The organism is Neobacillus ginsengisoli, assembly GCF_030813055.1.
In genome coordinates this window covers 284651-307927 of record NZ_JAUSTW010000004.1, presented here as the reverse complement: position 1 = coordinate 307927, position 23277 = coordinate 284651, and the positions used below count along the sequence as shown (strand labels likewise).

The window sequence follows — 23277 nt, the reverse complement described above, 5'->3', positions numbered from 1 at the left end:
ATAGAAGTAACGTACCTACCGGTTGGTATGTTAGCTGAAATAGATGCATTTTTTTTTGGAGCGGAAAAAATAACTAGATTACAAGAATAAGATTGGAGTGAATGGTATGTATTTGCGTTTAACAGTTGAACAAAAAATGGCGCAAAAAACAATTAGAAGGTTTGTAGAAAAAGAATTGATTCCATTAGAAAATGATGTTCTTAGAAATGAAAGAGAAGGCAAACCGAGTTTACCCGAGGGTAAGCTTAAAGAACTTCAATTAAAAGCAAAGGAAGCGGGTTTCTGGGGAATTAACACACCGGAGGAATACGGTGGTGCTAACCTTGGGCAAATGATGATGGCGATTGTGTTAATGGAAGTTTCTAAAACTTTTGTACCATTTTCATTTGGCGGTGGAGCAGATAATATCCTATATTATGGTAACGAAGAACAAAAGAAAAAATATCTGATCCCAACCATTAATGGTGAGAAGAAATCTTGCTTTGCGATGACTGAGCCGGGGGCAGGTTCTGATACAAGAAATATTAAAATGACGGCTATTAAAGATGGCAGTGAATGGGTCTTAAATGGCGAAAAAACATTTATCACTGGAGGAAACGAAGCGGACTTTGTTATGGCGATTGCAATCACTGATAAGGAAAGACATCAATCTACACAAGGTCGTGAAGGAGTTACCTGCTTTATCGTAGACCGTGATATGGGCTGGAAATCTGAGTATATCCATACAATGGGAGAATGGGGTCCGGCCGGATTAGTGTTTGATAATGTCAGAGTTCCTGAGGAAAATATTCTTGGTGAATTACACAAAGGCTATAATCTTGGACTTGAATGGATAGGTTTTGCAAGATGGGTAGTCGGAGCAAGAGCTGTTGGAGCAGCTGAACGCTTGTTGCAGATGGCGATTGATTATTCCAAGGAACGGATTACCTTTGGTAAACCAATTGCAGAAAGACAAGCCATTCAGTGGCAAATAGCAGATTCAGCAGTTGAAATCGAAGCAGCTAGATGGTTAGTATTAAACGCCGCCTTTACACTTGATACCGGTGAAGATAACCGCCACCTGGCTTCCATGGCAAAATTATATGGAGCAAATATGGGTAATCGTGTCGTTGACCGTGTCATGCAGATTCATGGTGGAATGGGGTATACAAGAGAATTGCCGATTGAACGCTGGTACCGGGAAGCAAGACTTTGGAGAATATATGATGGTACAGATGAAATTCAGCGTATGATTATTTCTCGAAACTTAATTAAAGGGCATGTAAAGGTTGGTCAATTCGTATAAAATTATTTGTAAGCGTTAACTAAAATGATAAACTACTATAAAATGTTTGGAGGAAATAGAATGGCAGGGAGATTTGAAGGAAGAGTCGCTTTTGTAACGGGCGGAAGCCGCGGAATTGGGAAGGGGATTGTCGAGCTTTTTGCAGAAGAAGGTGCAAAAGTTGCTTTAATCGATTTAAATGAAGAAGCATTGAGTGCAACAACGAGCGAATTAAAAGAAAAAGGCTATGAAGTATTTTCCAAGGTTGCCAATGTCACAGATGCCGAGCAAGTTGAAGCTTCTGTTAAAGAGGTATATGAAACATTTGGTTCAGTGGATATTCTTGTCAATAATGCCGGTGTTATCCGTGATAATCTATTATTCAAAATGACTGATTCAGATTGGCAAACGGTAATGGATGTCCATTTAAAAGGCTCTTTTAATTCGGCCCGTGCTGTTCAAAAATACATGGTAGAAAATAAATATGGCCGTATTATCAATATTTCATCCACTTCAGCCCTTGGAAATCGCGGTCAGGCTAACTATGCTGCAGCAAAAGCGGGCTTGCAGGGCTTTACGAAAACACTTGCCATTGAGCTTGGCAGGTATGGTGTTACTGCTAATTCGGTAGCCCCTGGTTTTATTGAAACCGAAATGACCAAAGAAACGGCTGCCAGACTCGGCATTACTTTCGACCAAATGATTCAAGCAAGCGTAGCGAATATCCCTGTCGGAAGAAGCGGTAAGCCTGCTGATATCGCCAATGCTGTTGCCTTTTTTGCTGATGAAAAATCATCATTCGTTAATGGTCAAGTAATTTACGTTGCAGGCGGACCAAAAAATTAATTGTAATGAGGTGATGAGGAATTGTTCAAAGAACAAATTGGCAAACAATCGGGAAAGGTAAAAAATGTCGTTGAACGAGGGGCGGTAAAGAAATTTGCTGAAGCTATCGGGGACCTTCATCCAATTTATTTTGATGAGGAAACAGGCCATCTTTCTAGATATAAGAACAATATTGCCCCGCCAACATTTCCAAGGACATTTGAATATGGCGTGATCGAAGGTTTAAACCTGCCTAATAAGGGTTTGATTCACGGAGAACAAACATTTCACTACGTGCGGCCATTGTTGGTTGGTGAAGAAATTTACTGCTATACAAAAGTGAAGAATTACTTTGAGAAAAAAGGCAACTTTGGTGAAATGGGCTTCCTGTTGCTTGAAAATTATGGAGAGGATATCACAGGAAATATAATCTTCAGTTCAACATCAACTGTTGTCATCTCTGAAGCAGTAAGGAAGGTGTTGTCACGATGAGTGAAATTTTAGAGTTGCAAGCCGGTGAATCGCTAAAAGAAATTCAATTAGAGCCTGTTACAAGGCTTGACTTAATCAAGTATGCAGGTGCATCAGGTGATTTTAATCCTATCCACACGATCGATGAGGAAGCAACTAAAGCGGGCTTACCAGGAATTATTGCACATGGTATGTGGACGATGGGCAATCTAGCGAAACTGTTTACTCCTTATTATGAAGAAGGCTTTATTCAGGATTACTCCATTCGCTTTAAAGGAATGGTATTTTTGAATGATGTGATTACACTGAAGGGAACATTGATTGAAAAAAAGGATCAAAACCTTCGTTTCAATGTTAAGGCAGTTAATCAACAGGGAGTTGAAGTTTTAAAGGGGGAAGTTTTGTATCACCAATACTAATTACAGATGAAATATATTTACCCGGCACAAGAGAAGATTCCGTTCCTAGGGCTGGGTTTATTACTATCTTAACTCCTTATTTAAAAAAAAGGAAATGAAGGTGATGGGTAAATGTCCGTAAAAATGGTGTTAAGCTATAATCCGCCGGTGTTCTCAAAAGTGGAAGAAGAAAGGCTTCATTTAAAACAAAAATTAGCTGCTGCCTTTCGCCTTTTTTCAAAATTTGGCTTTGATGAAGGTGTTGCCGGTCATATTACGGCCCGTGACCCCGAAAAAAAGGATCACTTCTGGGTGAACCCATTTGGGATGCATTTTAGTCAAATTAAAGCCTCTGACTTAATTCTTTGTAACCATGAAGGTGTTGTTGTTGAAGGGAATTACCCAGTTAATCGGGCTGCCTTTGCCATTCACTCCCAAGTTCATGCGGCGCGGCCAGAGGTCATTGCCGCTGCACATTCCCACTCTGTATATGGTAAATCATGGTCATCACTTGGCCGCCTCCTTGATCCAATCACCCAAGATGCTTGCTCCTTTTATAATGATCACACACTTTTCAATGACTACACTGGAGTTGTATTAGACATCGAGGAAGGAAAACGCATCGGCAAAGCCCTGGGAAATCATAAAGCGTGTATATTACGCAATCATGGACTGCTGACAGTGGGGAAATCCGTGGATGAAGCGGCTTGGTGGTTTATTACCATGGAGCGATCCTGCCAAGCACAATTACTCGCAGAGTCAGCAGGGACGCCTGTATTAATAGCTGAAGAACATGCCGGTGTTACGTACGAGTATGGATAAAATTTAGGTTGAATATTCAAAAAATTACGTATACTATTATTTTAAGTCACATACCAACTAGTTAGTATGTAAAGCCGATTAATTTGGGAGGAATGTATCTTGCATATCAAAGATTTATTCGATTTAACAGGTAAGGTTGCTATTGTTACAGGCGGTGGTAGGGGACTTGGGCAGCAAATTGCAGAAGGATTTGCCGAGGCAGGCGCGAATGTTGTGGTCTGTTCCAGAAAGCTTGAAGCTTGTGAGGAAGTAAGTGTATGCCTAAAGAAAATCGGTGTGGACTCCATTGCGTTAAAATGTGATGTTACCAATCCTGAGGATGTAAAAAATGTCGTTGAACGGACGATCGAAAGGTTTGGAAGAATTGACATTCTTGTCAACAATAGCGGTGCTTCATGGGGTGCTCCGGTAGAGGAAATGCCGCTTGAAGCATGGCAAAAGGTCATGAATGTCAATGTGACTGGCACGTTTTTAATGTCGCAGGCAGTGGGTAAAGTAATGCTGGAGCAAAAATCCGGAAAAATCATTAATATAGCCTCTGTTGCCGGTTTAAAAGGTTCGAATCCAAAATACATGAACGCAATTGGCTACAACTCTAGTAAGGGTGCAGTTATCACCTTTACAAAGGATTTGGCTGTAAAATGGGGGCCGCAAGGAATCTATGTTAATGCAATTGCACCGGGATTTTTTCCGACGAAAATGTCAAAAGGCTTGCTGGAACAAGGCGGTGAAGGAATATTAGAGGGTACTCCTTTACGGAAATTTGGCTCTGACGATGACCTAAAAGGGGTTGCATTATTCTTAGCAGCACCCGCTTCTGATTTTGTAACAGGTGATGTTGTCGTTGTTGACGGCGGGGCACATGCAATGTAATTTTCCAAATAACCCAAATTTCCGGGAGGATGAACAATGAAAAGAGATGCAGTCATTGTTTCAGCGGTACGGACAGCTATTGGCAGACAAGGAAGTGCTCTAGCAACTGTTCCGGCACATGTGTTGGGAGCAGAAGTCATTAAAGAAGCGGTAAAGAGAGCAAAAATTACACCGGACATGATCGACGATGTCATTTTTGGAAACGTTTTATCAGGTGGCGGAAATATTGCCAGATTAACAGCATTGCAAACCGGTTTATCACTTGAAATACCGGGTTTTACCGTAGACCGCCAGTGCGGTTCAGGAATCAATGCCATTAATCTTGCAGCACAGGCCATTCTAGCCGGTGATGGAGATGTCTACATAGCGGGCGGTACTGAAAGTATGAGCCGTGCTCCTTATTTGATGGACCGACCGGAAAAATCGTTTAGCCCAACACCTCCAAGTTTTAGAAAATCGCAGTTATCTCCTAAAGAAATCGGCGATCCGCTAATGGGAATTACCGCTGAAAATCTTGTTGAAAAATATAAGATTACAAGAGTTGAGCAGGATGAATTTTCTTTGCGCAGTCAGCAGAGAATGGCGGCTGCTATGGAAAAGGGACGCTTCGATGAGCAAATTGTCCCAATTACAATTCCAGTTAAAAAAGGGGATCCAATCGTTTTTAAAACAGATGAGCATCCACGTCCACAAACGACTATCGATGCATTAGCAAAGCTTCAGCCGGCATTTTTAAAGGGCGGTACAGTTACAGCAGGAAACAGTTCAGGTTTAAATGATGCGGCATCGGCAGTTGTGGTTATGTCCCGTGAAAAAGCAGAGGAACTAAACCTAACCCCGTTAGCAGTGATTCGGGGGTATGCTGTAGCCGGTGTTGATCCGAACATTATGGGTATAGGACCTGTTCCGGCGGTTAGGAAAGTGCTGGAAAAGTCAGGACTATCTTTGGAGGAAATAGATCTCATTGAAATCAATGAAGCATTTGCCGCTCAGGTTCTTGCCTGTAATCGGGAGCTTGAAATTGGTCTTGAAAAAATTAATGTAAACGGCGGCGCCATTGCCCACGGGCATCCGCTTGGAGCCACAGGTGCCATTCTTGTGACGAAGGCAGCTTATGAATTAATACGGTCAGGCGGGAGATTTGCTCTTATTACAGCATGTATTGGCGGAGGACAAGGAATCGCTACCATTATTGAACGTGAATAGAGGAAATTTCTTCATTATGTCGAAAAATGACAGCGGTTACATTCGAAATCAAACTTTAGGAGAGATATACGATGCTAACTCTTCATTATCCATATTGACCAAAAATATCCAAGTCACTTAAAGTTCCAGCTACATCGTTATATGACAACCTGAAAGTTAGTGCCACCCGTTATCCTGATCAAGATGCTATTTACTATTATGGAAATAAAATCTCCTACCGACAATTAGATGATGAAGTAATTGCATTGGCAGGATATCTGCAACATAAGCTTGGGGTGTCTTCCGGTGATAAAGTATTGCTGTTCATGCAAAATTCCCCGCAATTTATCATTGGCTATTATGCGATTTTAAGGGCAAATGCCGTTGTCGTTCCAATAAATCCAATGTTTACAGCGAATGAATTGGAGTTTTACATTCGCGATTGTGGAATTAAGACTGCCTTTGTGGGTCAGGAATTGTATGAGAGAGTCCAACCATTAATTGGAACAACGACACTTGATAATCTGGTTATAGCAGCCTATTCCGACTATATTGGCAGTAAGTTCGAAGGATCAATTCCGGTAGAAGCAAAAGCTCCCAGGGTAATTTTATCCGAATCTGGCCATTACCTTTGGAGTGAGGCGCTACAGGCTAACTATCCTCCGAGTGAACATACGGCAAAGGGTGATGATCTTGCCATATTACCCTATACGTCAGGGACAACAGGACTTCCAAAAGGCTGTATGCATACAAATCGGACTGTCAATGCGAACACGGTTGGCTGCTACCATTGGTCAAATACTACTCCGAATGCAGTTCATCTGATGACTTTGCCGCTTTTCCATGTTACGGGTATGGTTCACAGCATGCATATGCCGATTTATAGCGGAAGTACCATTGTTATCATGACAAGATGGAATCGAGAAGCCGCAGTGGAGCACATAAAAAATCAAAGATGTACCCACTGGGTCACAATTGCCACTATGATCGTTGACTTCTTAGCCAATCCGGCTTTAAAGGCTGACGATATTGCATCCTTAACTTCGATTTCCGGGGGAGGAGCTACACTGCCTGAAGCAGTTGGTGAAAAATTATTTAACATTTCAGGCTTGCGATTCGTGGAGGGCTACGGATTATCAGAAACCATTGCCCAGACACATTTCAATCCGGCAGAACGCCCGAAAATGCAATGCCTTGGTGTACCTTCTTTTGATGTCGATGCTAGGATTATTGAACCTGCAACAGGCAAAGAACTTGGTATCGGAGAAGTGGGAGAAATCATTGTTAATGGTCCACAGGTCATGGTTGGTTATTATAATCGTGATGATGAAAACCGTAATTCTTTCATGGAAATTGACGGTAAAAAGTTTTTTAGAACAGGTGATATCGGTCGGTATGATGAAGAAGGGTATTTCTTTATGGTCGACCGTGTGAAACGAATGATCAATGCATCAGGATTTAAAGTTTGGCCGACCGAGGTGGAATCATATCTTTATAAGCATCCTGCTATTCAACAAGCCTGTGTCGTTGGGGCTCCTGATCCAAGGAGAGGGGAAACAGTAAAGGCATTTGTTATTTTAAATGAAGGTTACGAAGGAAAGGTAAGTAAGGAAGAGATTATCGAGTGGTCAAAGGAGCATATGGCTGCCTATAAATATCCCCGATTAATTGAGTTCCGCAAACAATTCCCAATGACTAGCAGCGGAAAGATCCTTTGGCGTACGCTTCAGGAGGAGGAAAAGGAAAAAGCTGAAAATAAGGTTAAGTAGGACAATTAGTCAAAAAGAGTCCGGTTCCAGCGCCCAAGGGTATTCCTTAGACGCTGGGGCTTTTAGTCAAAGGGGGGAAGAGATGGAGATTTTGATCCAGTAGCTTTTTAACGGACTGACCATTGGTAGTATATATCCTCTAGTTGTCATTATTTGTCAGAAATTTTTAAATTTTTTACCAGGTATTTTCAATTATTGGAAAGAACTTATACATATTCATTGTTTTACTGAAATATAGTTTTGTTAGAAGTTGGTCAAACATGGTTAAGCGTGAATTAGTAAAGAAGGGAGTGTTTGGATATGGTTGAGATTGTGCCTATTGAACTGGAAACACATTTTGCCGAAGGGACCGTTAACGCATTTCTGGTGATTGGTGAAACCATCACCTTAATTGATACGGGAAACCCTGGCAAAGAATCCTTTCAACAACTTAAAACAAAACTACATAAGAATAATATTGACTTTAAAGATATTGATCAAATTATTCTTACCCATATCCATATTGATCATGCCGGTGGAGTCCCCTTAATTCAGAACGAGGTGGATGTCCCTATTTATGTTCATGAGATGGCAAGGTGCACGTTAAACGCTAGTTTCGGTGACTTTGAGCGGGATATGTCTTTCTTTCGTCAATTCATGGAACAATGTGGAGCAGATCCATTGAATCATATCGTGAAGCGCAGCTTTAAAGAGGAAAAGTGGCGGAATGTTTCCTATTTAAAGGAGGGGGATATGATTCAAATAGGGGGGCAAAATTTTGAGGTTGTTTATGTTCCCGGGCACAGCCAGACTGATATTTTGCTTTGGGATAAGGAAACAGGGGATACATTTGCCGGTGACCATTTAGTGAAGGCTTTTTCCGTAAATGCGTTCATCGAGCCACCGATTCCTGGTACTATTACCCGCACAATGCCATTATTACAGTACCGCCGGTCACTTAGTAAAATTAGCCGCTTGCCGCTAAAAAGGGTCTATCCCGGTCATGGAGAATCCTTTAGCGACCATCTATCGTTAATTCAACAAAGATTACTAGAACAGGAGAATCGCTGTGAGCAAATTGTAAATATCTTATCAAGAGGTGCAAAAAGTGTTTTTGAGATTTGCACAGAGATGTATCCGCGTTTAAAAGATAGGATGATATTTTTAGGGTTATCGCAAATTCAAGGCCATATCGATTTGCTGGAAACCAGAAATCTGTTGGCTTCTGAAAAACGGGGTTCGATTCTGATGTATCGTTTGATGAATGAATGAAAAGGGGTGATTTTTTGAAGCTTAAGGAACTGCTTGAAACAAATATTGACCTGTATGGTGAATATCCTTTTTTATTTTTCAAAGAGAAACAATACACCAATGTAGAGACGAAGGAGTTTGCAGATCAATTTGCCGATGGACTTCGGCGCCTTGGAATTTCGATTGGTGATCGCATTATCGTATGTATGCCCAATTGTCCCGAAGTCATTTTTACCTATCAGGGAATAACCGGTGCGGGAGCAGTCATTGTGCCAGTTATGTTCACGCTTCACCCAAAAGAGATCCATTATATTGCCTTAAATTCAGGGGCAAAAGCAGTGATTACCTCTTCTCATGTTTGCCAAACTGTCGAAAAAGCACTTGAAGGATTACCGGGCAAACCATTAGTGATTACAGTGGATCAGCCAACTAGTGATAATATGAGGAACTTTTATGATGTCTTGTCAAAAGATAATGATCTTCATTTGGATGAAAGAGATGTGAAGGCGGGGGACACCGCAGTTATTTTATACACTTCCGGGACAACAGGGAGTCCAAAAGGCGTGCTATTAACCCATAAAAATCTCTATTCAAATGCCGCAAACTCAGCTAAACATAACGAGTATGAACGCGGGACTACACTTGGGGTCCTGCCGCTTGCCCATGTCTATGGGCTTACGGTATCTAATGTTTGCTTTCTAACGGGGAGTTCGATTGTTGTATTTCCAAAATTTGATGTAAAAGAAGTTTTTGAGACGATTGAAAAGTATCAGGTAAAATCTTTTTCAGCCGTGCCTGCAATGATTCATGCGCTAGTTTCGTATCCCTATGCAGACAACTATAATACGGCAAGCCTTGAGTCTGTCGGATCAGGTTCTGCTCCATTACCGGTTGCATTGCTGAAGGCGTTTGAACAAAAATTTGCGGCGAAGGTGTATGAGGGATACGGGTTATCTGAAGCGGCCCCTGTTGTAACCGCGCACCGTAAAGGATTCCCAATTAAACCGGGTTCTGTCGGATTTCCGATACCCGGGGTAACGGTAAAAATAGTTGATGATCTTGGTCATGAAGTTCCTAAAGGGGAGGTTGGAGAGCTAATTATCTACGGTGAAAATGTAACATCCGGATATTACCAAAACCCGGAGGAAACGAACCGAGTAATAAAAAATTCCTGGTTATTTACAGGCGATATGGCCCGGGTCGATGATGAAGGCTATATTTATATTGTCGATCGCAAGAAGGATTTGATTATACGCGGCGGCTTTAATGTCTATCCACGTGATATAGAAGAAATTCTTAATGCCCATGAAGTTGTTTTCGAAGCCGCAGTTGTCGGTGTTCCCGATGAGCGGATGGGAGAAGAATTGGTTGCTTGTGTAGTGAAGAAACCCGACACCGAAGTGACGGAAGAAGAGTTAATTCGCTATTGCCAAGACCAGTTAGCAAAAAACAAAACACCCAGAAGAATTGTCTTTCTTGATGCACTGCCAAGAAATGGGGTTGGCAAAATATTAAAAACACATTTACGGAAGACGGCAACTGAATTAGGAATTCTTTAACGTAAAGAAAATTCGAAGGGAGAATGATTATGGAAACACGAAAGATTTTAACGACAAGCACGAGAGGCCTACTCGAAGATTCTTTTCCGTATCGCTTATACCAAAAGGCAAAGCGGGTTGGAACCTGGAATCCGGCAGATATCGATTTCAGTAAGGATCAACGGGATTGGAAAACATTAAATTCAGAGCAACAAGCCGATATTTTGCGTTTGATCTCACAATTTCAGGCAGGTGAAGAAGCAGTAACCCTTGATCTTCTTCCGCTAATTATGGCGATTGCAAAAGAAGGACGAATAGAAGAAGAAATGTTTTTAACAACGTTCTTGTACGAAGAAGCCAAACATACAGAATTTTTCCGTCTAGTATTAAATGCGATTGGCGAGAGAGGAGATTTATCCTACTGTCATACTCCAACGTATAAGAAGATATTCTATGAAATTCTTCCAACAACGATGCAGCACCTCGTGACGGATCAATCCCCGGAGGCGATTGCTGAAGCTTCAGTCGTTTACAACATGTTTGTCGAAGGAGTATTGGCAGAAACGGGATATTATTCATTCTATCAAGCATTAGAAAAAGCCGGAATTATGCCGGGGCTCTTAGAGGGTGTCGGTAACTTAAAAAGGGATGAATCAAGACATATCGGTTATGGCACATTCCTGCTTCAACGATTAATTTGCGAACATCCGCATCTCTTTGATTTTGTTGCCGCAAGAATGGCTGAACTAACTCCGTTAGCCCTCAGGTTAAATGAAGAAGGAATTGCAGGAAGGGAGGTAAGCTCATTCGGCGGAAACCCGGAGGATATTAGGAATTTTACCATGAAACAGCTATCTGTCCGGATGGAAATTTTAGCTAGGGCAAAAGGGAAAAAAATTGAAGAGATTTATAGATTTACAGAAAGTGAGTTAGGTGTCTTATAAGGTTTTATAAAAGGGAGGATTTACGATGATAGTAAATGTTGATGTGCAAACATTTCCGCTCTTTATTAATGGAAAATGGGAGCAGGCCTGCAGCGGTGAAACATTTGATGTGTTTAATCCCGCAAACGGTCAGCTGGTTGCAAAGGTAGCAAAAGGAACAAAGGCAGATGTCGATAGGGCAGTTAAGGCTGCTAGGGATGCGTTTGATAATAGTGGCTGGAAATCTATGAATCCGAAAGACTCGTGATGTCAATAAAGCGTATGATGTCGCAAGAAAGCTCCAAGCAGGAGTGGTGTGGATTAATGACTGGCATATGCTCCGAAGTGATACACCATTCGGCGGTTATAAGCAAAGCGGAATCGGCAGAGAAATGAGTCGTCATTCTCTTGATGTTTATACACAGGTAAAGCATGTTCACACTTCGATGGTTCCGGAGCTAGAGAGAAGGAACTGGTATGGAATTCTGTTTGGCCAAAACTAATAATGAGGTGAAGATGATGAAAACTTCTTTATCACAGTTTATGCTTCGTACGGGAATCTACAGTGGTTCGAACTCAAGGGCAATGGTGCCAAATTTGTTTCAAGGGCTTGGTGCCAAACGGGTGGTCCTTTTTAGTGACAGAGGATTAGAAGAAGCCGGAGTGGTGGCAAAGGTTGCGGAGATTTTTGCATTGACAGGACATGGCAGCGGACCGGAACTAGTGGGAAAGTACCTTGATATTGCCCAGGATGCTGAAAGCAAATGCATTAATGATGCGGTTCGTTATGCACGAGAGGTTGGAGCGGATGCGCTATTAGCTGTAGGGGGAGGAAGCGTTCTTGATACGGTCAAAGGGGTGAAATACGCACTTCACAAGGGCTTATCCGATATTAAAGAAGCGATTCCTGGAGGGCTTTTATATGAAGCATTTCCAAAGGCAGGCTTTATTCCGATTCCGCATATCGCCATCCCGACAACTGCGGGAACAGGTTCTGAGGTATCACCTATTGCAGTTATTTTTAATGAAGACATTCAAATGAAAACAAATATTATTCATCCGTTTATTAATGCTGATATGGCTGTCTTGGATCCCGATTTAACAGTGGGTCTTCCGCCTGCCATCACCGCCTTTACCGGATTTGATGCATTAACCCATGCGATTGAAGCTCTAGCTTCACCTACAGCAACCGCCTTAACAGACGCTCAGGCGCTTCATGCCATTCGTTTAATTGAAAAAAATCTGCCTGTTGCGGTAAGCGATGGTTCGAATTTAGCGGCAAGAATGGATTTACTTCATGCCAGTTTGATGGGAATCACTGCCTTCAGTTTTGCGTTGAATGCGATTCCTGTCCATAATTTGGCGCATGCCTATGGAGCATTGTTCCGGATCCCACATGGTTTGGCTAATGCTGTCTTTTTACCGGTAGTAATGGAATGTGTTCCGAATCTATATCTACCCAAAGTTTATGAGCTAGCGGCTGCGGTAGATGTTGATACAAAGGATGATTCAGCACAAACGGCTTTGGCAAAAGTCGTTGGGAAAATTCGCTTGCTGCAGCAAAGGGTTGGATTGCCTGCTGATTTTACAGCCTACAACATATCGGAAGAACAATTGCAGCTTACGATTCCGGCAGTTATGAAAGATCCTGCTGCATTGAGCTTCCCAATGCCAAAAGAATTGATCGCTGCAATTGGGCAAAAGGTCGTACCTTTGAAAGTTAAGTAGGAATAAACCCCAGCCGGTTCATTGTTGGCTGGCTGGGGTCTTGATTGTGGAATAACCTAATGATATGAGGGGAGTATGTCTTAGTCTACCGGGAGGACAAGCCATTGTCTAAAAAACTACCGTCCTGGCCGTTGCAAGAGACGAAGGAAGTTGTAAAATAGAGTGCTCATAAAAAGGACCCATTTTGATCATTGTACTTTACAAAATCAAAATGGTTTTTTATTTCAAAAAACCTATTGATAAAAAAACAGAATTTTGATTTAATTAAATTGACTAAACAGTCAGTTTTTTTGAAAAAGTGGAGGTCGATTTGTCAAAAAAACTATTCCTTTACATTAAAGGTTTTTCTGAACTTGGCTCGATGATGGATATGATGATCATGAATACAGTAATCTTATCGATGACGAATAGTCCAACATGGCTATCTGCTGTATTAGGAGCACGTGTCTTTGGGGGAGTCCTTTCAAGTCTAATAGCAGGAGTGGTTGCTGATCGATATGATCGGAAGAAATTAATGGTGATTAGTGATCTCCTTCGCGGGACGACACTCGTATTCTTATTGATTGACCCGGAACCAATTATGTTTCTAGTTATCTCTTTCTTCCTTGGGGCTGTTTTCCAGTTTCTTTCAGGTCAGTTTTAGTTCCGAATTACCTCAACTTTTTAAGGAAGAATCAATTATTAAAATAAATTCACTCATTACGCGAATAACTTCGATATGTATGGTTGTTGGCTTTATTGGAAGCGGTATTTTATCTTCGTTTGTTGAATATAAATTTATCTTATTGCTTGATGCCATTTCGTACTTTATATGTGGAGTTACTTTAATAATGTTGAAATGGGAAAGGCAAATTAGTGCAATTAAAAAGGAAAGGAAATTAAGTATGCTTAAAGAATTACAAAATTGGGTAATCGATTTAAAGGAAATAAAAGCATACTTATCTACAAGACCCATTTTGTTCATCATTTTTGTACTATTTCTTGTGCAAACGTTTGCTGCAAGCTCCCAAAATGTCGGAATACCTATTTTGGCATCGACCTTAAATCCGAAAGAAACTACACTCCTTCAAGGATTAATTTGGGGAAGCTGGGCATGCGGTAATGTCCTGACAACTTTTGTACTGCCAAAGCTGCCATTTTTGAAAAATAGGATGGAGCATCTTTACTTCTATCTTTCCTTTTTCCTATCACTTTCCTTTATCCTTCTGTTATCAACAACCAGTTATCCTGTTATTTTTCCAGTTGGCTTTGTTACAGGCGTTTTAGATGGCGTTGTTGGTATCCTAAATTCTTCTATCTTTCAAAAGAGTGAGAATCGGATTCGTGGAAGAGTATTTGGCGTTTCCACGCTGGTCAATAGACTAGGATTTACCGTAGGATTTATTTTTACACCGCTGTTAATTAAAGTGTTTCCGTTAAATCTAATGGTGTTGATCATGCATGGTACGGTCCTATTTACAGTATTCCTATCATTAGGAACCATTTATTTATCTACTTCATTAAAAAAACAGCTTGCCAGTTGTTAAAACTAATTATTGTTAAGTGAGGAGAATTCCAATGAACATTACGATTAAAAAATTAACTGATTGCACAATTAACGAAGCGGTTACAGCCTGGAATAAAGGGTTTGAAGGCTATTTTGTAAAATTGGAAATGACCCCTGAAACTTTTTTCAATCGGTTGGTAAACGAGGGCTTATCGATGAACCATTCCATCATTGCATTTGATCAAGAGAATCCGGTTGGGATTGTCTTAAACGGATTTCGGATTGTTGACGGCAAAAAAATTTCCTGGAATGGCGGAACAGGAGTAGCAACAGAGCATCGCGGAAAAGGGGTTTCTAAACTTCTAATGGAGGAGATTTTAAAAATTTATCAAGAAGAGGAAGCGGAGGTCGCTACACTTGAAGCCATTAAAGAAAATGAACGAGCGATCCGTTTATATGAACAGTTCGGTTATCAAGTCGTTGACTCCCTCGTTTATTTAAGCGGAACTCCGGAAATCCAAAGCGATAGCGGCGATGGTATCCTTTCCCGGACAATTCGTCCTGAACAGCTTCCGGCATTGCCGTTTTATAATGGAAACGTAGCGTGGCAATGTCAGTGGCAAAGCGTTAAATCAGGAGAAGCGCAAATCTACTTTGATCATGACCATAATCCATTAGGTTATGCTTTATTTAAACGAGTTTGGGATCAGGAAGGCAATATTGAAAAAGTACTTTTATATCAACTTGAGCTAATTCAAGATTTTAAAGAAGAAACGATACAAGCAATTTTTGCAAAAATAACCGATTGGGAAAACAATCCGGTAAACGTTATCACAATCAATGCTTCTATGAAAAACGTTGCAACCCAATACTTACTAAACAATGGCTTTACGAAAACAACCGAACAGGTGCAGATGGTAAAAAGATGATAATTGATAAGTTTTTTTTGAAACCTTTATCGGATTAATATATAATTTGCCATAGGGTCATTCACATTTATGGGTAGGTCCGTATATTTTATTCGATTAAGGAGTCATTCAAATGGAAAAAGTACTTATTTTTGGTCATAAGAATCCCGACACAGATACGATTTGTTCTGCGATTGCCTATGCAGACCTGAAAAAACAATTAGGCTTGGATGTTGAACCTGTTAGGCTTGGAGAAATTAATGGCGAAACGGAATATGCTCTTAGCCATTTCAATGCAGAAGTTCCGCGTTTGGTTGAAGCAGTTGCGAGTGAAGTGAATTCTGTCATTTTGGTAGACCACAATGAGCGTCAACAAAGCGCGAATGACATTGCGGATGTACGTGTTTTAGAAGTAATCGACCATCACCGTATTGCTAATTTTGAAACAAGCGATCCTTTATATTACCGCTGCGAGCCAGTTGGATGTACAGCAACAATTTTAAATAAAATGTATAAAGAAAATGGCAAACAAATTAAGAAAGAAATTGCCGGTCTGATGCTATCTGCCATCATTTCTGACTCCTTGCTATTTAAATCCCCAACATGTACTGCAGAAGATGTGGCTGCTGCACGTGAATTAGCAGCCATTGCCGGTGTTGATGCAGATACATATGGTTTGGAAATGCTCAAAGCCGGTGCGGATTTAAGTGATAAAACAGTACAACAGCTTATCTCCCTTGATGCAAAAGAATTTGAAATGGGTTCTAGCAAAGTTGAAATTGCACAGGTGAATGCAGTAGATACAAATGATGTGCTGTCCCGTAAAGAAGAATTGGAAGCAACGATTTCTAAAGTGATTGCCGATAAGAACCTGGACCTATTCTTATTTGTTGTTACTGACATTCTAACAAATGATTCAATCGCTTTGGCATTAGGAAATAAAACCATTGCTGTTGAAAAAGCTTATAATGTTACTCTTTCTAATAATACTGCAACCTTAAAAGGCGTTGTATCACGTAAAAAACAAATTGTCCCAGTGTTAACAGACATTTTTAACAAAGGACTATAATAAAAGAAAGAAAACTCGCCAAGCGGCGAGTTTTCTTATTATATAATGACCTTTGATTTCAATACAAATTTTTCAACTACTTTTGCTACTCCATCATTCATATTCGTGTCAGTTACGTAATCTGCTTTTTGCTTAATGTCGTCAGGTGCGTTACCCATAGCAACTCCAAGGCCGGCAAACTCGATCATTGCCAGATCATTGTAACTATCTCCCATTGCAATGACTTCCTCACGTTTAATTCCCAGCTTTCCGATTAAATGATGCAGGCTTGACCCTTTTGTTACACCTTTTTCTAAAAATTCCAAGAAAAAAGGCTTAGAACGCATGATACTTAATTCTCCTGCCAGTTCTTGTTGCAGTTTCTTTTCAACTGCTTCGAGCTTTGCAGACGTCTCTACCATTAACACTTTGACAACAGGATCTGTAACTGAATCTACAAAACTGTCAACTTTAACGATCTCAAGACCGGTAATCTCACCTTCAATATTTGTATATTGGTTTGCAGACTCTGTAATAATGGTATCCCCGATATATGTGTGGATCCATACATTCTCCCGTCGACTTAGGTCATATAAGCGATGTACCGTTTCAGGCGGTAATGTGCTGCTAAAAAGCTCTTCACCTGTTTGGCAGTTTGTAATTTTTGCACCATTATACGAAAGGATAAAACTACCGTAATCCTTTAATCGGAGCTCTTCAGCAATAGAATACATGGCAAAGGTAGGGCGGCCGGATGCTAACACCACTTTGACTCCCGAAGCTTGTGCATCCATTAATGCTTGCTTGGTACGCGGTGAAATGGTAAGATCGTCCGTTAATAATGTATCATCTAAATCTAGTACAATCATTTTATATGTCATTTCCGATGATTCCTTTCAATTCAAATTTATAACTACCATCATACTATAAAACTTACGAAAAAACTTATTATAATTGTATCCGTATGAACACATATAGATTAATATAGAGGTTTTTTATGGTAAAATATTATCAGAAAAATCTTTAAATTTTAAATAGTACAGATATCACAAGTTTACCTTAACAATTGCGACAAGGAGGATGTCAGTTGGCTGACTGCAAACTGCAAATCAATGGCCAAAGAATTGCAAGGAGAATTGAGGAGCTGGCAAGTTGCTCCGAGCCGTCAAAAGGGGTGACACGGTTATCATTTACAAAAGAATTTCAATCAGGTCAAAAACTGGTTGAAAAATGGATGATTGACGCGGGAATGACTGTACGAATCGATAACCTCAATAATATTATTGGAAGATATGAAGGCTCAAAACCTGATGCACCCGTAATCCTAATAGGATCACATCTTGATACCGTAATTAATGGCGGGAAATTTGATGGAATGTTGGGGGTAATCTCCGGAATTGAAATTGTTAACGTACTCTTTGAAAATGATACCAGATTGGAAAATCCGATCGAGATTATTGGTTTCTGTGATGAAGAGGGCGTCAGATTTCATTCAACTTTCTTAGGCAGTAAGGCGATAGCTGGTACTTTTTCAGAAGAAACTTTGGCAGTAAAGGATGAACAGGGTGTATCTTTGGCCGGTGCTCTCCAACAATTGGGATTAGCGCCGCATAACTATCAATCAGCTGCACTGGACCCCAAAAACGTACTGGGATATTTAGAGCTACATATTGAACAAGGCCCGGTTCTAGAAGCAGAAGGTCTCCCTTGCGGAATTGTATCAGGAATAGCCGGAGCTTCAAGGTATTCATTTAAAATTACGGGATTTGCAGGCCATGCAGGGACTGTCCCTGTTACACTCCGCAAAGATGCTCTTGCAGGCACCGCAGAATGGATCATTGAAATTGAACGATTAGCAAAAGAAAACGTTCCGATTGTGGCCACTGTTGGAAAGTTGCAGGTTGTTCCCGGAGCAAGCAATGTTATACCGGGTGAAGTGAATGGTACATTAGATATTCGTGATACAGATGTACAGAGGAAAAATGAAGTAATTAAATCAATCTTTCGGGCAGCAGAAGAAATTTGTGAAAAACGCAAATTAACTTTTCACGTAGAAAAAATGATGGAAACAGCTCCAACCCTTTGTAATAACGGAATTACGGCTGCGATAGAATCTGCTATTCTAGCAAATGGAATAAAACCAATCTTTTTAGTTAGCGGTGCCGGTCATGATGCAATGGCAATGGCTGCTTTAACAAAAATAGGAATGATTTTTGTTCGCTGCAAAGAGGGAATTAGTCATAATCCAGAGGAATTCGCTTCCGTTAAAGATATGGAAATTGGCGCTAAAGTCTTACTGGATACAGTTATTCAATTAATCGTTAAGGATAAAAATATATTGAAGGAGAGAGTAATTTGACGGCAAAAACATTAAGCCATGAAAAACAGCAATTAATCAATAATATTGAACAGCAACAGGAACAATTGATTACGTTCTTAAAAGAGCTCGTCTCGATCCCTTCTGATAACCCTCCGGGGGATTGCCAAAAAATCGCTGAACATATTTTTAAACGTCTTGATGAATTTGGATTTGAAAACGTTTCAATTAATGAAGTCGAAGATGAAAAAGTGAAAGCAACGGGAATGATTAAAGCATCAAACGTTATTGGCTTCACTACCTTTGGCAACGGGCAAGGTCCTGAGATAACTTTGAATTCTCATGGAGATGTGGTCCCTCCGGGGCTTGGCTGGACGCAAGAACCTTACGGTGGAAAGGTTTTAGATGGAAAACTATATGGCCGTGGAGCGGCCGTATCAAAATCTGATATTGCTTCCTATACATTCGCGGTATTGGCTTTAAGACAGATACAAGCTAAATTAAACGGTAAAATTTCATTAGCCTTTACCTTTGATGAAGAAACTGGCGGTGGTATTGGTCCAAAATGGTTACTTGAAAAAGGCTTAATTAATCCCGATATGGCGATTTGCCCCGGTTTTACCTATTCCCTTGTAAATGCCCATAACGGATGCCTTCATTTGGAAGTAAAACTGAAAGGGAAGTCTGCACATGCTGCTGAACCGCAATATGGACATGATGCTCTGGAAGCTATGACAGGAGTCTTGAGTGCTCTTTATGAATACAGAAAAGGATTTACAAAAGTGAAATCAGAAGTGCCTGGAATTGAATCCCCTAGTTTAGTTGTCGGCTTAATTTCCGGTGGTATTAATACAAATGTGGTACCGGATACAGCTGTTATCAGACTTGACAGACGTTTGATTCCAGAAGAAAATCCGGAGGTTGCAGAAACAGAAATTCGAAATGTGATTGCTGAAGCGCTTGAAAATTATCCGGGCGTTGAAGCAGAAATCAAACAGGTTTTACTGGCACGCAGTTTTGGACCGGTACCTGTTGACTCTCCATTGGTACAATCGATTTCAGCTAACTGGACAGAAATTATCGGAGGAGAGCTGCCGGTTGGGGGATCACCATTGTATACAGATGCACGCCATTTTGCCGAGGCCGGTATTCCTGTTGTTTTATTTGGAGCCGGTCCACGGACATTATTAGAAGCAAATGGACACCGTGCGGATGAACATGTAAAGATTGATGATTTAGTAAAATCTACTAAAATAGTTGCTTTAGCACTTTACGATCTTTTGCATAAACAAATCTAAAAGGGCCGCTCATATTAAGAGCAAAAGGAGCATAGTATGTCTGATTATGATCTAATAATCCGAAATGGGATCATAGTAACCTCTGACAATTGCTTTAAAGGTGATATTGGGATAAAAGAAGGAAAAATAATTGAAATAACAGCTCAAGCTCCTATTAAAGATAAAGCAGAAAAGGAAATAGATGCAGTTGGTTACCATATTCTTCCTGGATTGATTGACACTCACGTCCATCTTAATGAACCAGGCAGAACAGAATGGGAGGGGTTTTCTACTGGCAGTAAAAGTTTAGCAGCAGGCGGGGTCACTACTTTTTTTGATATGCCATTGAATAGCAATCCCCCTACAATTAATAAGGTAGGATTTGAATTAAAACAAGAACAAGCTCATATGAAATCGGTTACCGATTATCGGCTATGGGGCGGGCTTGTCCCTGAAAACGTAAGTAATTTAGAAGAATTACATCATTGTGGTGTCATCGGATTTAAAGCATTTATGTCACCAAGCGGGATTGATGAATTTCATCATTCTGATGATGTTACCCTTTTTAAGGGGATGAATGAAATTGCAAGACTCGGTTCCATTTTGGCTGTTCATGCCGAAAGCACCGTAATTACAGACCAATTGGCTTGCCAAAAGCAAAATGAGGGAAAGGTTTCAGCAAAAGACTTTTGTGAATCACGACCTATCATCTCAGAATTGGAAGCAGTAAGAAGGGTCCTTTCTTACGCAGAAGCAACTGGTTGTAAGCTTCATATTGTTCATGCAAGCAGCAGTAAGGTTGTTAAACTCGTAACTGAAGCAAAGCAAAGAGGAATCGATGTTTCGGTTGAAACTTGTCCTCATTACTTGTCATTAACCGTTGAGGATTTTACCGAACTGGGCCCAATTGCTAAATGTGCACCACCTTTAAGAGACACGGAAGAGGTTGAATTCTTATGGGCAGCATTTGCTAATGGTGAAATTGATGTCATCGGCTCTGACCATTCCCCGGCTCCGCCTAATATGAAGCAAGCCTTAAACGGCAATTTATTTAGAGCGTGGGGAGGAATCAGCGGAGCACAGTCCACCTTATCTGTGCTCTTAGAGGAAGGGTATTGGAAAAGAAATATACCTTTACAAAGAATTGTGCAAACTGTGTCTACTAATCCGGCGAAACGATTTGGATTGTTTCCAACTAAGGGTTCGATTTCTGTGGGGAGCGATGCAGATTTAGCAATTATACATTTAAATCAGCGATTCACATTGAAAAAAGAAGACCTATTTTACCGTCATCCACATTCACCCTATATTGGTAAGGTTTTTAGAGGGAAGAATGTAACAACGATTGTGAAAGGTTCCATTGTCTTCACGGATGGATAATTTATTCAAAACTCGAAGATTGAAACAATACAAAAAATAGTTTGCCAGCTGAGAACAATTTGTTGAAAAATAGGCTTCAATGAATACAAAAACCTTAATAAATATCTCCCGAGTAGAAATGAGTGATGCCATGAGTTTCCCATTATTGGAACTTTATAAGCTGAACCAAGCTGAATTTACTAAAGCTCTTGGCTGGGTGTTTGAACATTCGCCCTGGGTTGCAGAAAGAGCATGGGTAAAACAGCCATTTCTTACAGTTAACGATCTTCATCACGTAATGAAGAATGTGGTCGAACAGTCTTCGATTGAGGAAAAACTAGCTTTACTAAGAGCGCACCCTGATTTAGCCGGCCGTGTCCAAATGGCCGATGCCTCGATCAAGGAACAAGCCGGGGCAGGTCTTGATCGACTCTCCAAAGAAGAACATGAAGAATTTTTATCCCTCAACGAGACGTACACTAGGAAATTCGGTTTCCCTTTTATCATGGCAGTTAAAGGTCAAAATAAAGAGTCCATTCGTGCAAGTTTGAAGGAGCGTGTGAACAATTCTCCTGATAACGAATTAAAAGAATCGCTTAACCAAATTTATAAAATTGCCTTCTTCCGCTTGGAGGATTTTATCACCAGCTAAGACTATCAAAATCATCCCCCCAATCCAAACAAATTAATTTTTTATTATCAATAGTATAAGATCATCAGTGGATGGTCTTTTCTTTTTGGTTTCCTGCAATATTAGTAATATTTGACATATTATAAAGGAAAAGAATTTTATTAGCTAACAGCAATATAGCTAAATTACTAGGTATTGAGGGTGAGAAACATGTCTATTTTTGGTTTTTTTAATAATAAATGTGCAATTTGCAAAAGAAAGGTCAAACCTCTTCGAAAATATATTAATGATAAAGGGGAGACTGTAAAGATTTGTATCCCCTGCTCGCAGTATGCAGAAAGAAGGGCTTTTAGGATTAAAAAATAATTTATTATCTTTGGAGTGAGCTGTTTAAATTTATGTTTTTTAAAATAGCCGATGTTGTTGGAAAAATAGGTCTTTAGATAAAAAAAGGGGCATGGAAGATTTTACTAGAAGGCATTTGATGATCGAGAAAAACTTGCCGATACATAAGTAATAATAAGAAAGCAGTAAATTCCGGTTATGGAAGTTTACTGCTTTCTACATTTTTAATAGGTTGATATGATAAAATATTTTTAATTCAATATCAGAAAAATTAAATAAATAGGGGGAAAACATGGATATCAGACTTTTAAATCAAGAAGATGCTAAGGAATACCGAAAAATTAGATTAGAAGCTTTAAAAAACAATCCTGAAGCATTCTCTTCGAGTTTTGAAGAGGAAAAAGAGTTTCCTGTTGAAAACTATGAGAGTAGATTACAATCAGAGGTTTCGTTCACTTTTGGTGTATTTGAAAAAGAACAATTGATTGGCGTTGGTACCTTGCTAAAAGAACAAAAATCGAAACTCAAGCATCGGGCCAATATCGTGGCGATGTATGTTTCTCCTCTGAAACGGGGAATGGGTATCGGAAAGTCAATAATGCAAGCCGCCATTCAAAAGGCAAAAGACGCTGAAGAAATCGAGCAGATTAACCTATGTGTAGTGTCAACAAATATGTCAGCCAAAAAATTATATACATCATTGGGCTTTAAAACCTTCGGGATTGAGCAAAAAGCATTAAAAATCGATGGTCGCTACTTTGATGACGAGTATATGGTATTGTTTCTTTAATAATTGAAGTCATTGCCGTCATTTATCTCGATTAGGACGAATTTAACTATTTAACTCCTCCCTTAAGGCCTATTATTAAATTCAACGGCC

The 23277-nt window shown here is 40.2% G+C and carries 24 protein-coding genes; 23 read left to right on the top strand and 1 reads right to left on the bottom strand.

All coding sequences use genetic code 11. The annotated features are described in order from the left end of the window. The first annotated feature begins 106 nt into the window (after positions 1-106). The 18 genes from J2S10_RS13870 to J2S10_RS13785 all read left to right on the top strand — a co-directional run bounded on the left by J2S10_RS13870 (position 107) and on the right by J2S10_RS13785 (position 16489). Positions 107-1285: an acyl-CoA dehydrogenase family protein gene (locus J2S10_RS13870; RefSeq protein WP_307408703.1), complete on the top strand. Its 1179-nt coding sequence runs from the start codon at positions 107-109 to the stop codon at positions 1283-1285. 60 nt (positions 1286-1345) lie between these two features. After that, the gene (gene fabG, locus J2S10_RS13865; RefSeq protein WP_307408701.1) at positions 1346-2110 is read left to right on the top strand and encodes a 3-oxoacyl-ACP reductase FabG; all 765 of its coding nucleotides are present in this window, start codon (positions 1346-1348) and stop codon (positions 2108-2110) included. A 21-nt stretch (positions 2111-2131) separates the two neighbouring features. After that, on the top strand, positions 2132-2581 hold the full coding sequence (locus J2S10_RS13860; protein ID WP_307408699.1) for a MaoC family dehydratase N-terminal domain-containing protein: 450 nt from the start codon (positions 2132-2134) through the stop codon (positions 2579-2581). Then, positions 2578-2979, top strand: coding sequence for a MaoC/PaaZ C-terminal domain-containing protein (locus tag J2S10_RS13855; protein ID WP_307408697.1), 402 nt, complete (start codon positions 2578-2580; stop codon positions 2977-2979). The genes J2S10_RS13860 and J2S10_RS13855 overlap by 4 nt, the downstream gene beginning before the upstream one ends. Positions 2980-3090: 111 nt before the next feature. Continuing rightward, positions 3091-3780 (top strand): class II aldolase/adducin family protein, encoded by a 690-nt coding sequence (locus J2S10_RS13850; protein ID WP_307408695.1) that lies wholly within the window; start codon positions 3091-3093, stop codon positions 3778-3780. Positions 3781-3879: 99 nt separating this feature from the next. Next, positions 3880-4653, top strand: a complete 774-nt coding sequence (locus J2S10_RS13845) for an SDR family oxidoreductase (protein WP_307408693.1) — start codon at positions 3880-3882, stop codon at positions 4651-4653. Between the two features lie 36 nt (positions 4654-4689). Further along, on the top strand, positions 4690-5859 hold the full coding sequence (locus J2S10_RS13840; protein ID WP_307408692.1) for a thiolase family protein: 1170 nt from the start codon (positions 4690-4692) through the stop codon (positions 5857-5859). A 104-nt stretch (positions 5860-5963) separates the two neighbouring features. Continuing rightward, complete coding sequence (locus J2S10_RS13835; protein WP_307409250.1) at positions 5964-7607, top strand: long-chain fatty acid--CoA ligase; 1644 nt, start codon at positions 5964-5966, stop codon at positions 7605-7607. A 300-nt stretch (positions 7608-7907) separates the two neighbouring features. Continuing rightward, positions 7908-8858: an MBL fold metallo-hydrolase gene (locus J2S10_RS13830; protein WP_307408690.1), complete on the top strand. Its 951-nt coding sequence runs from the start codon at positions 7908-7910 to the stop codon at positions 8856-8858. A 14-nt stretch (positions 8859-8872) separates the two neighbouring features. Continuing rightward, positions 8873-10396: a long-chain-fatty-acid--CoA ligase gene (locus J2S10_RS13825; RefSeq protein ID WP_307408689.1), complete on the top strand. Its 1524-nt coding sequence runs from the start codon at positions 8873-8875 to the stop codon at positions 10394-10396. A gap of 29 nt (positions 10397-10425) precedes the next feature. Next, the gene (locus tag J2S10_RS13820; protein ID WP_307408687.1) at positions 10426-11319 is read left to right on the top strand and encodes a R2-like ligand-binding oxidase; all 894 of its coding nucleotides are present in this window, start codon (positions 10426-10428) and stop codon (positions 11317-11319) included. Positions 11320-11344: 25 nt separating this feature from the next. Then, positions 11345-11566: an aldehyde dehydrogenase family protein gene (locus tag J2S10_RS13815; protein WP_307408685.1), complete on the top strand. Its 222-nt coding sequence runs from the start codon at positions 11345-11347 to the stop codon at positions 11564-11566. A gap of 46 nt (positions 11567-11612) precedes the next feature. Continuing rightward, a complete protein-coding gene (locus J2S10_RS13810; RefSeq protein ID WP_307408683.1) occupies positions 11613-11801 on the top strand; it encodes an aldehyde dehydrogenase family protein in 189 nt (62 codons plus the stop codon). Beyond that, entirely contained in the window at positions 11776-13026 is a 1251-nt protein-coding gene (locus J2S10_RS13805) for an iron-containing alcohol dehydrogenase (protein ID WP_307408681.1), read from the top strand. Before J2S10_RS13810 ends, J2S10_RS13805 begins: the two co-directional genes overlap by 26 nt. A 310-nt stretch (positions 13027-13336) precedes the next feature. Continuing rightward, on the top strand, positions 13337-13669 hold the full coding sequence (locus J2S10_RS13800; protein ID WP_307408679.1) for an MFS transporter: 333 nt from the start codon (positions 13337-13339) through the stop codon (positions 13667-13669). After that, positions 13632-14552 (top strand): MFS transporter, encoded by a 921-nt coding sequence (locus J2S10_RS13795; protein ID WP_307408676.1) that lies wholly within the window; start codon positions 13632-13634, stop codon positions 14550-14552. Before J2S10_RS13800 ends, J2S10_RS13795 begins: the two co-directional genes overlap by 38 nt. Positions 14553-14583: 31 nt before the next feature. Beyond that, the gene (locus J2S10_RS13790; RefSeq protein WP_307408674.1) at positions 14584-15441 is read left to right on the top strand and encodes a GNAT family N-acetyltransferase; all 858 of its coding nucleotides are present in this window, start codon (positions 14584-14586) and stop codon (positions 15439-15441) included. A 112-nt stretch (positions 15442-15553) separates the two neighbouring features. Then, complete coding sequence (locus J2S10_RS13785; protein ID WP_307408672.1) at positions 15554-16489, top strand: manganese-dependent inorganic pyrophosphatase; 936 nt, start codon at positions 15554-15556, stop codon at positions 16487-16489. Positions 16490-16527: 38 nt separating this feature from the next. Here J2S10_RS13785 and J2S10_RS13780 read toward each other — a convergent pair whose 3' ends face one another. Continuing rightward, positions 16528-17349, bottom strand: coding sequence for a Cof-type HAD-IIB family hydrolase (locus tag J2S10_RS13780; protein ID WP_307408669.1), 822 nt, complete (start codon positions 17347-17349; stop codon positions 16528-16530). A 206-nt stretch (positions 17350-17555) separates the two neighbouring features. Here J2S10_RS13780 and J2S10_RS13775 point away from each other — a divergent pair, with 206 nt between their 5' ends. The 5 genes from J2S10_RS13775 to J2S10_RS13755 all read left to right on the top strand — a co-directional run bounded on the left by J2S10_RS13775 (position 17556) and on the right by J2S10_RS13755 (position 23187). Continuing rightward, on the top strand, positions 17556-18827 hold the full coding sequence (locus J2S10_RS13775; RefSeq protein ID WP_307408667.1) for an allantoate amidohydrolase: 1272 nt from the start codon (positions 17556-17558) through the stop codon (positions 18825-18827). Further along, complete coding sequence (locus J2S10_RS13770; protein WP_307408664.1) at positions 18824-20083, top strand: ArgE/DapE family deacylase; 1260 nt, start codon at positions 18824-18826, stop codon at positions 20081-20083. Before J2S10_RS13775 ends, J2S10_RS13770 begins: the two co-directional genes overlap by 4 nt. Before the next feature lie 36 nt (positions 20084-20119). After that, on the top strand, positions 20120-21442 hold the full coding sequence (locus tag J2S10_RS13765; protein ID WP_307408662.1) for an allantoinase: 1323 nt from the start codon (positions 20120-20122) through the stop codon (positions 21440-21442). A 79-nt stretch (positions 21443-21521) separates the two neighbouring features. Continuing rightward, the gene (gene uraD / locus J2S10_RS13760; protein ID WP_307408660.1) at positions 21522-22073 is read left to right on the top strand and encodes a 2-oxo-4-hydroxy-4-carboxy-5-ureidoimidazoline decarboxylase; all 552 of its coding nucleotides are present in this window, start codon (positions 21522-21524) and stop codon (positions 22071-22073) included. Between the two features lie 616 nt (positions 22074-22689). After that, positions 22690-23187: a GNAT family N-acetyltransferase gene (locus tag J2S10_RS13755; protein WP_307408658.1), complete on the top strand. Its 498-nt coding sequence runs from the start codon at positions 22690-22692 to the stop codon at positions 23185-23187. Positions 23188-23277: the final 90 nt, after the last annotated feature.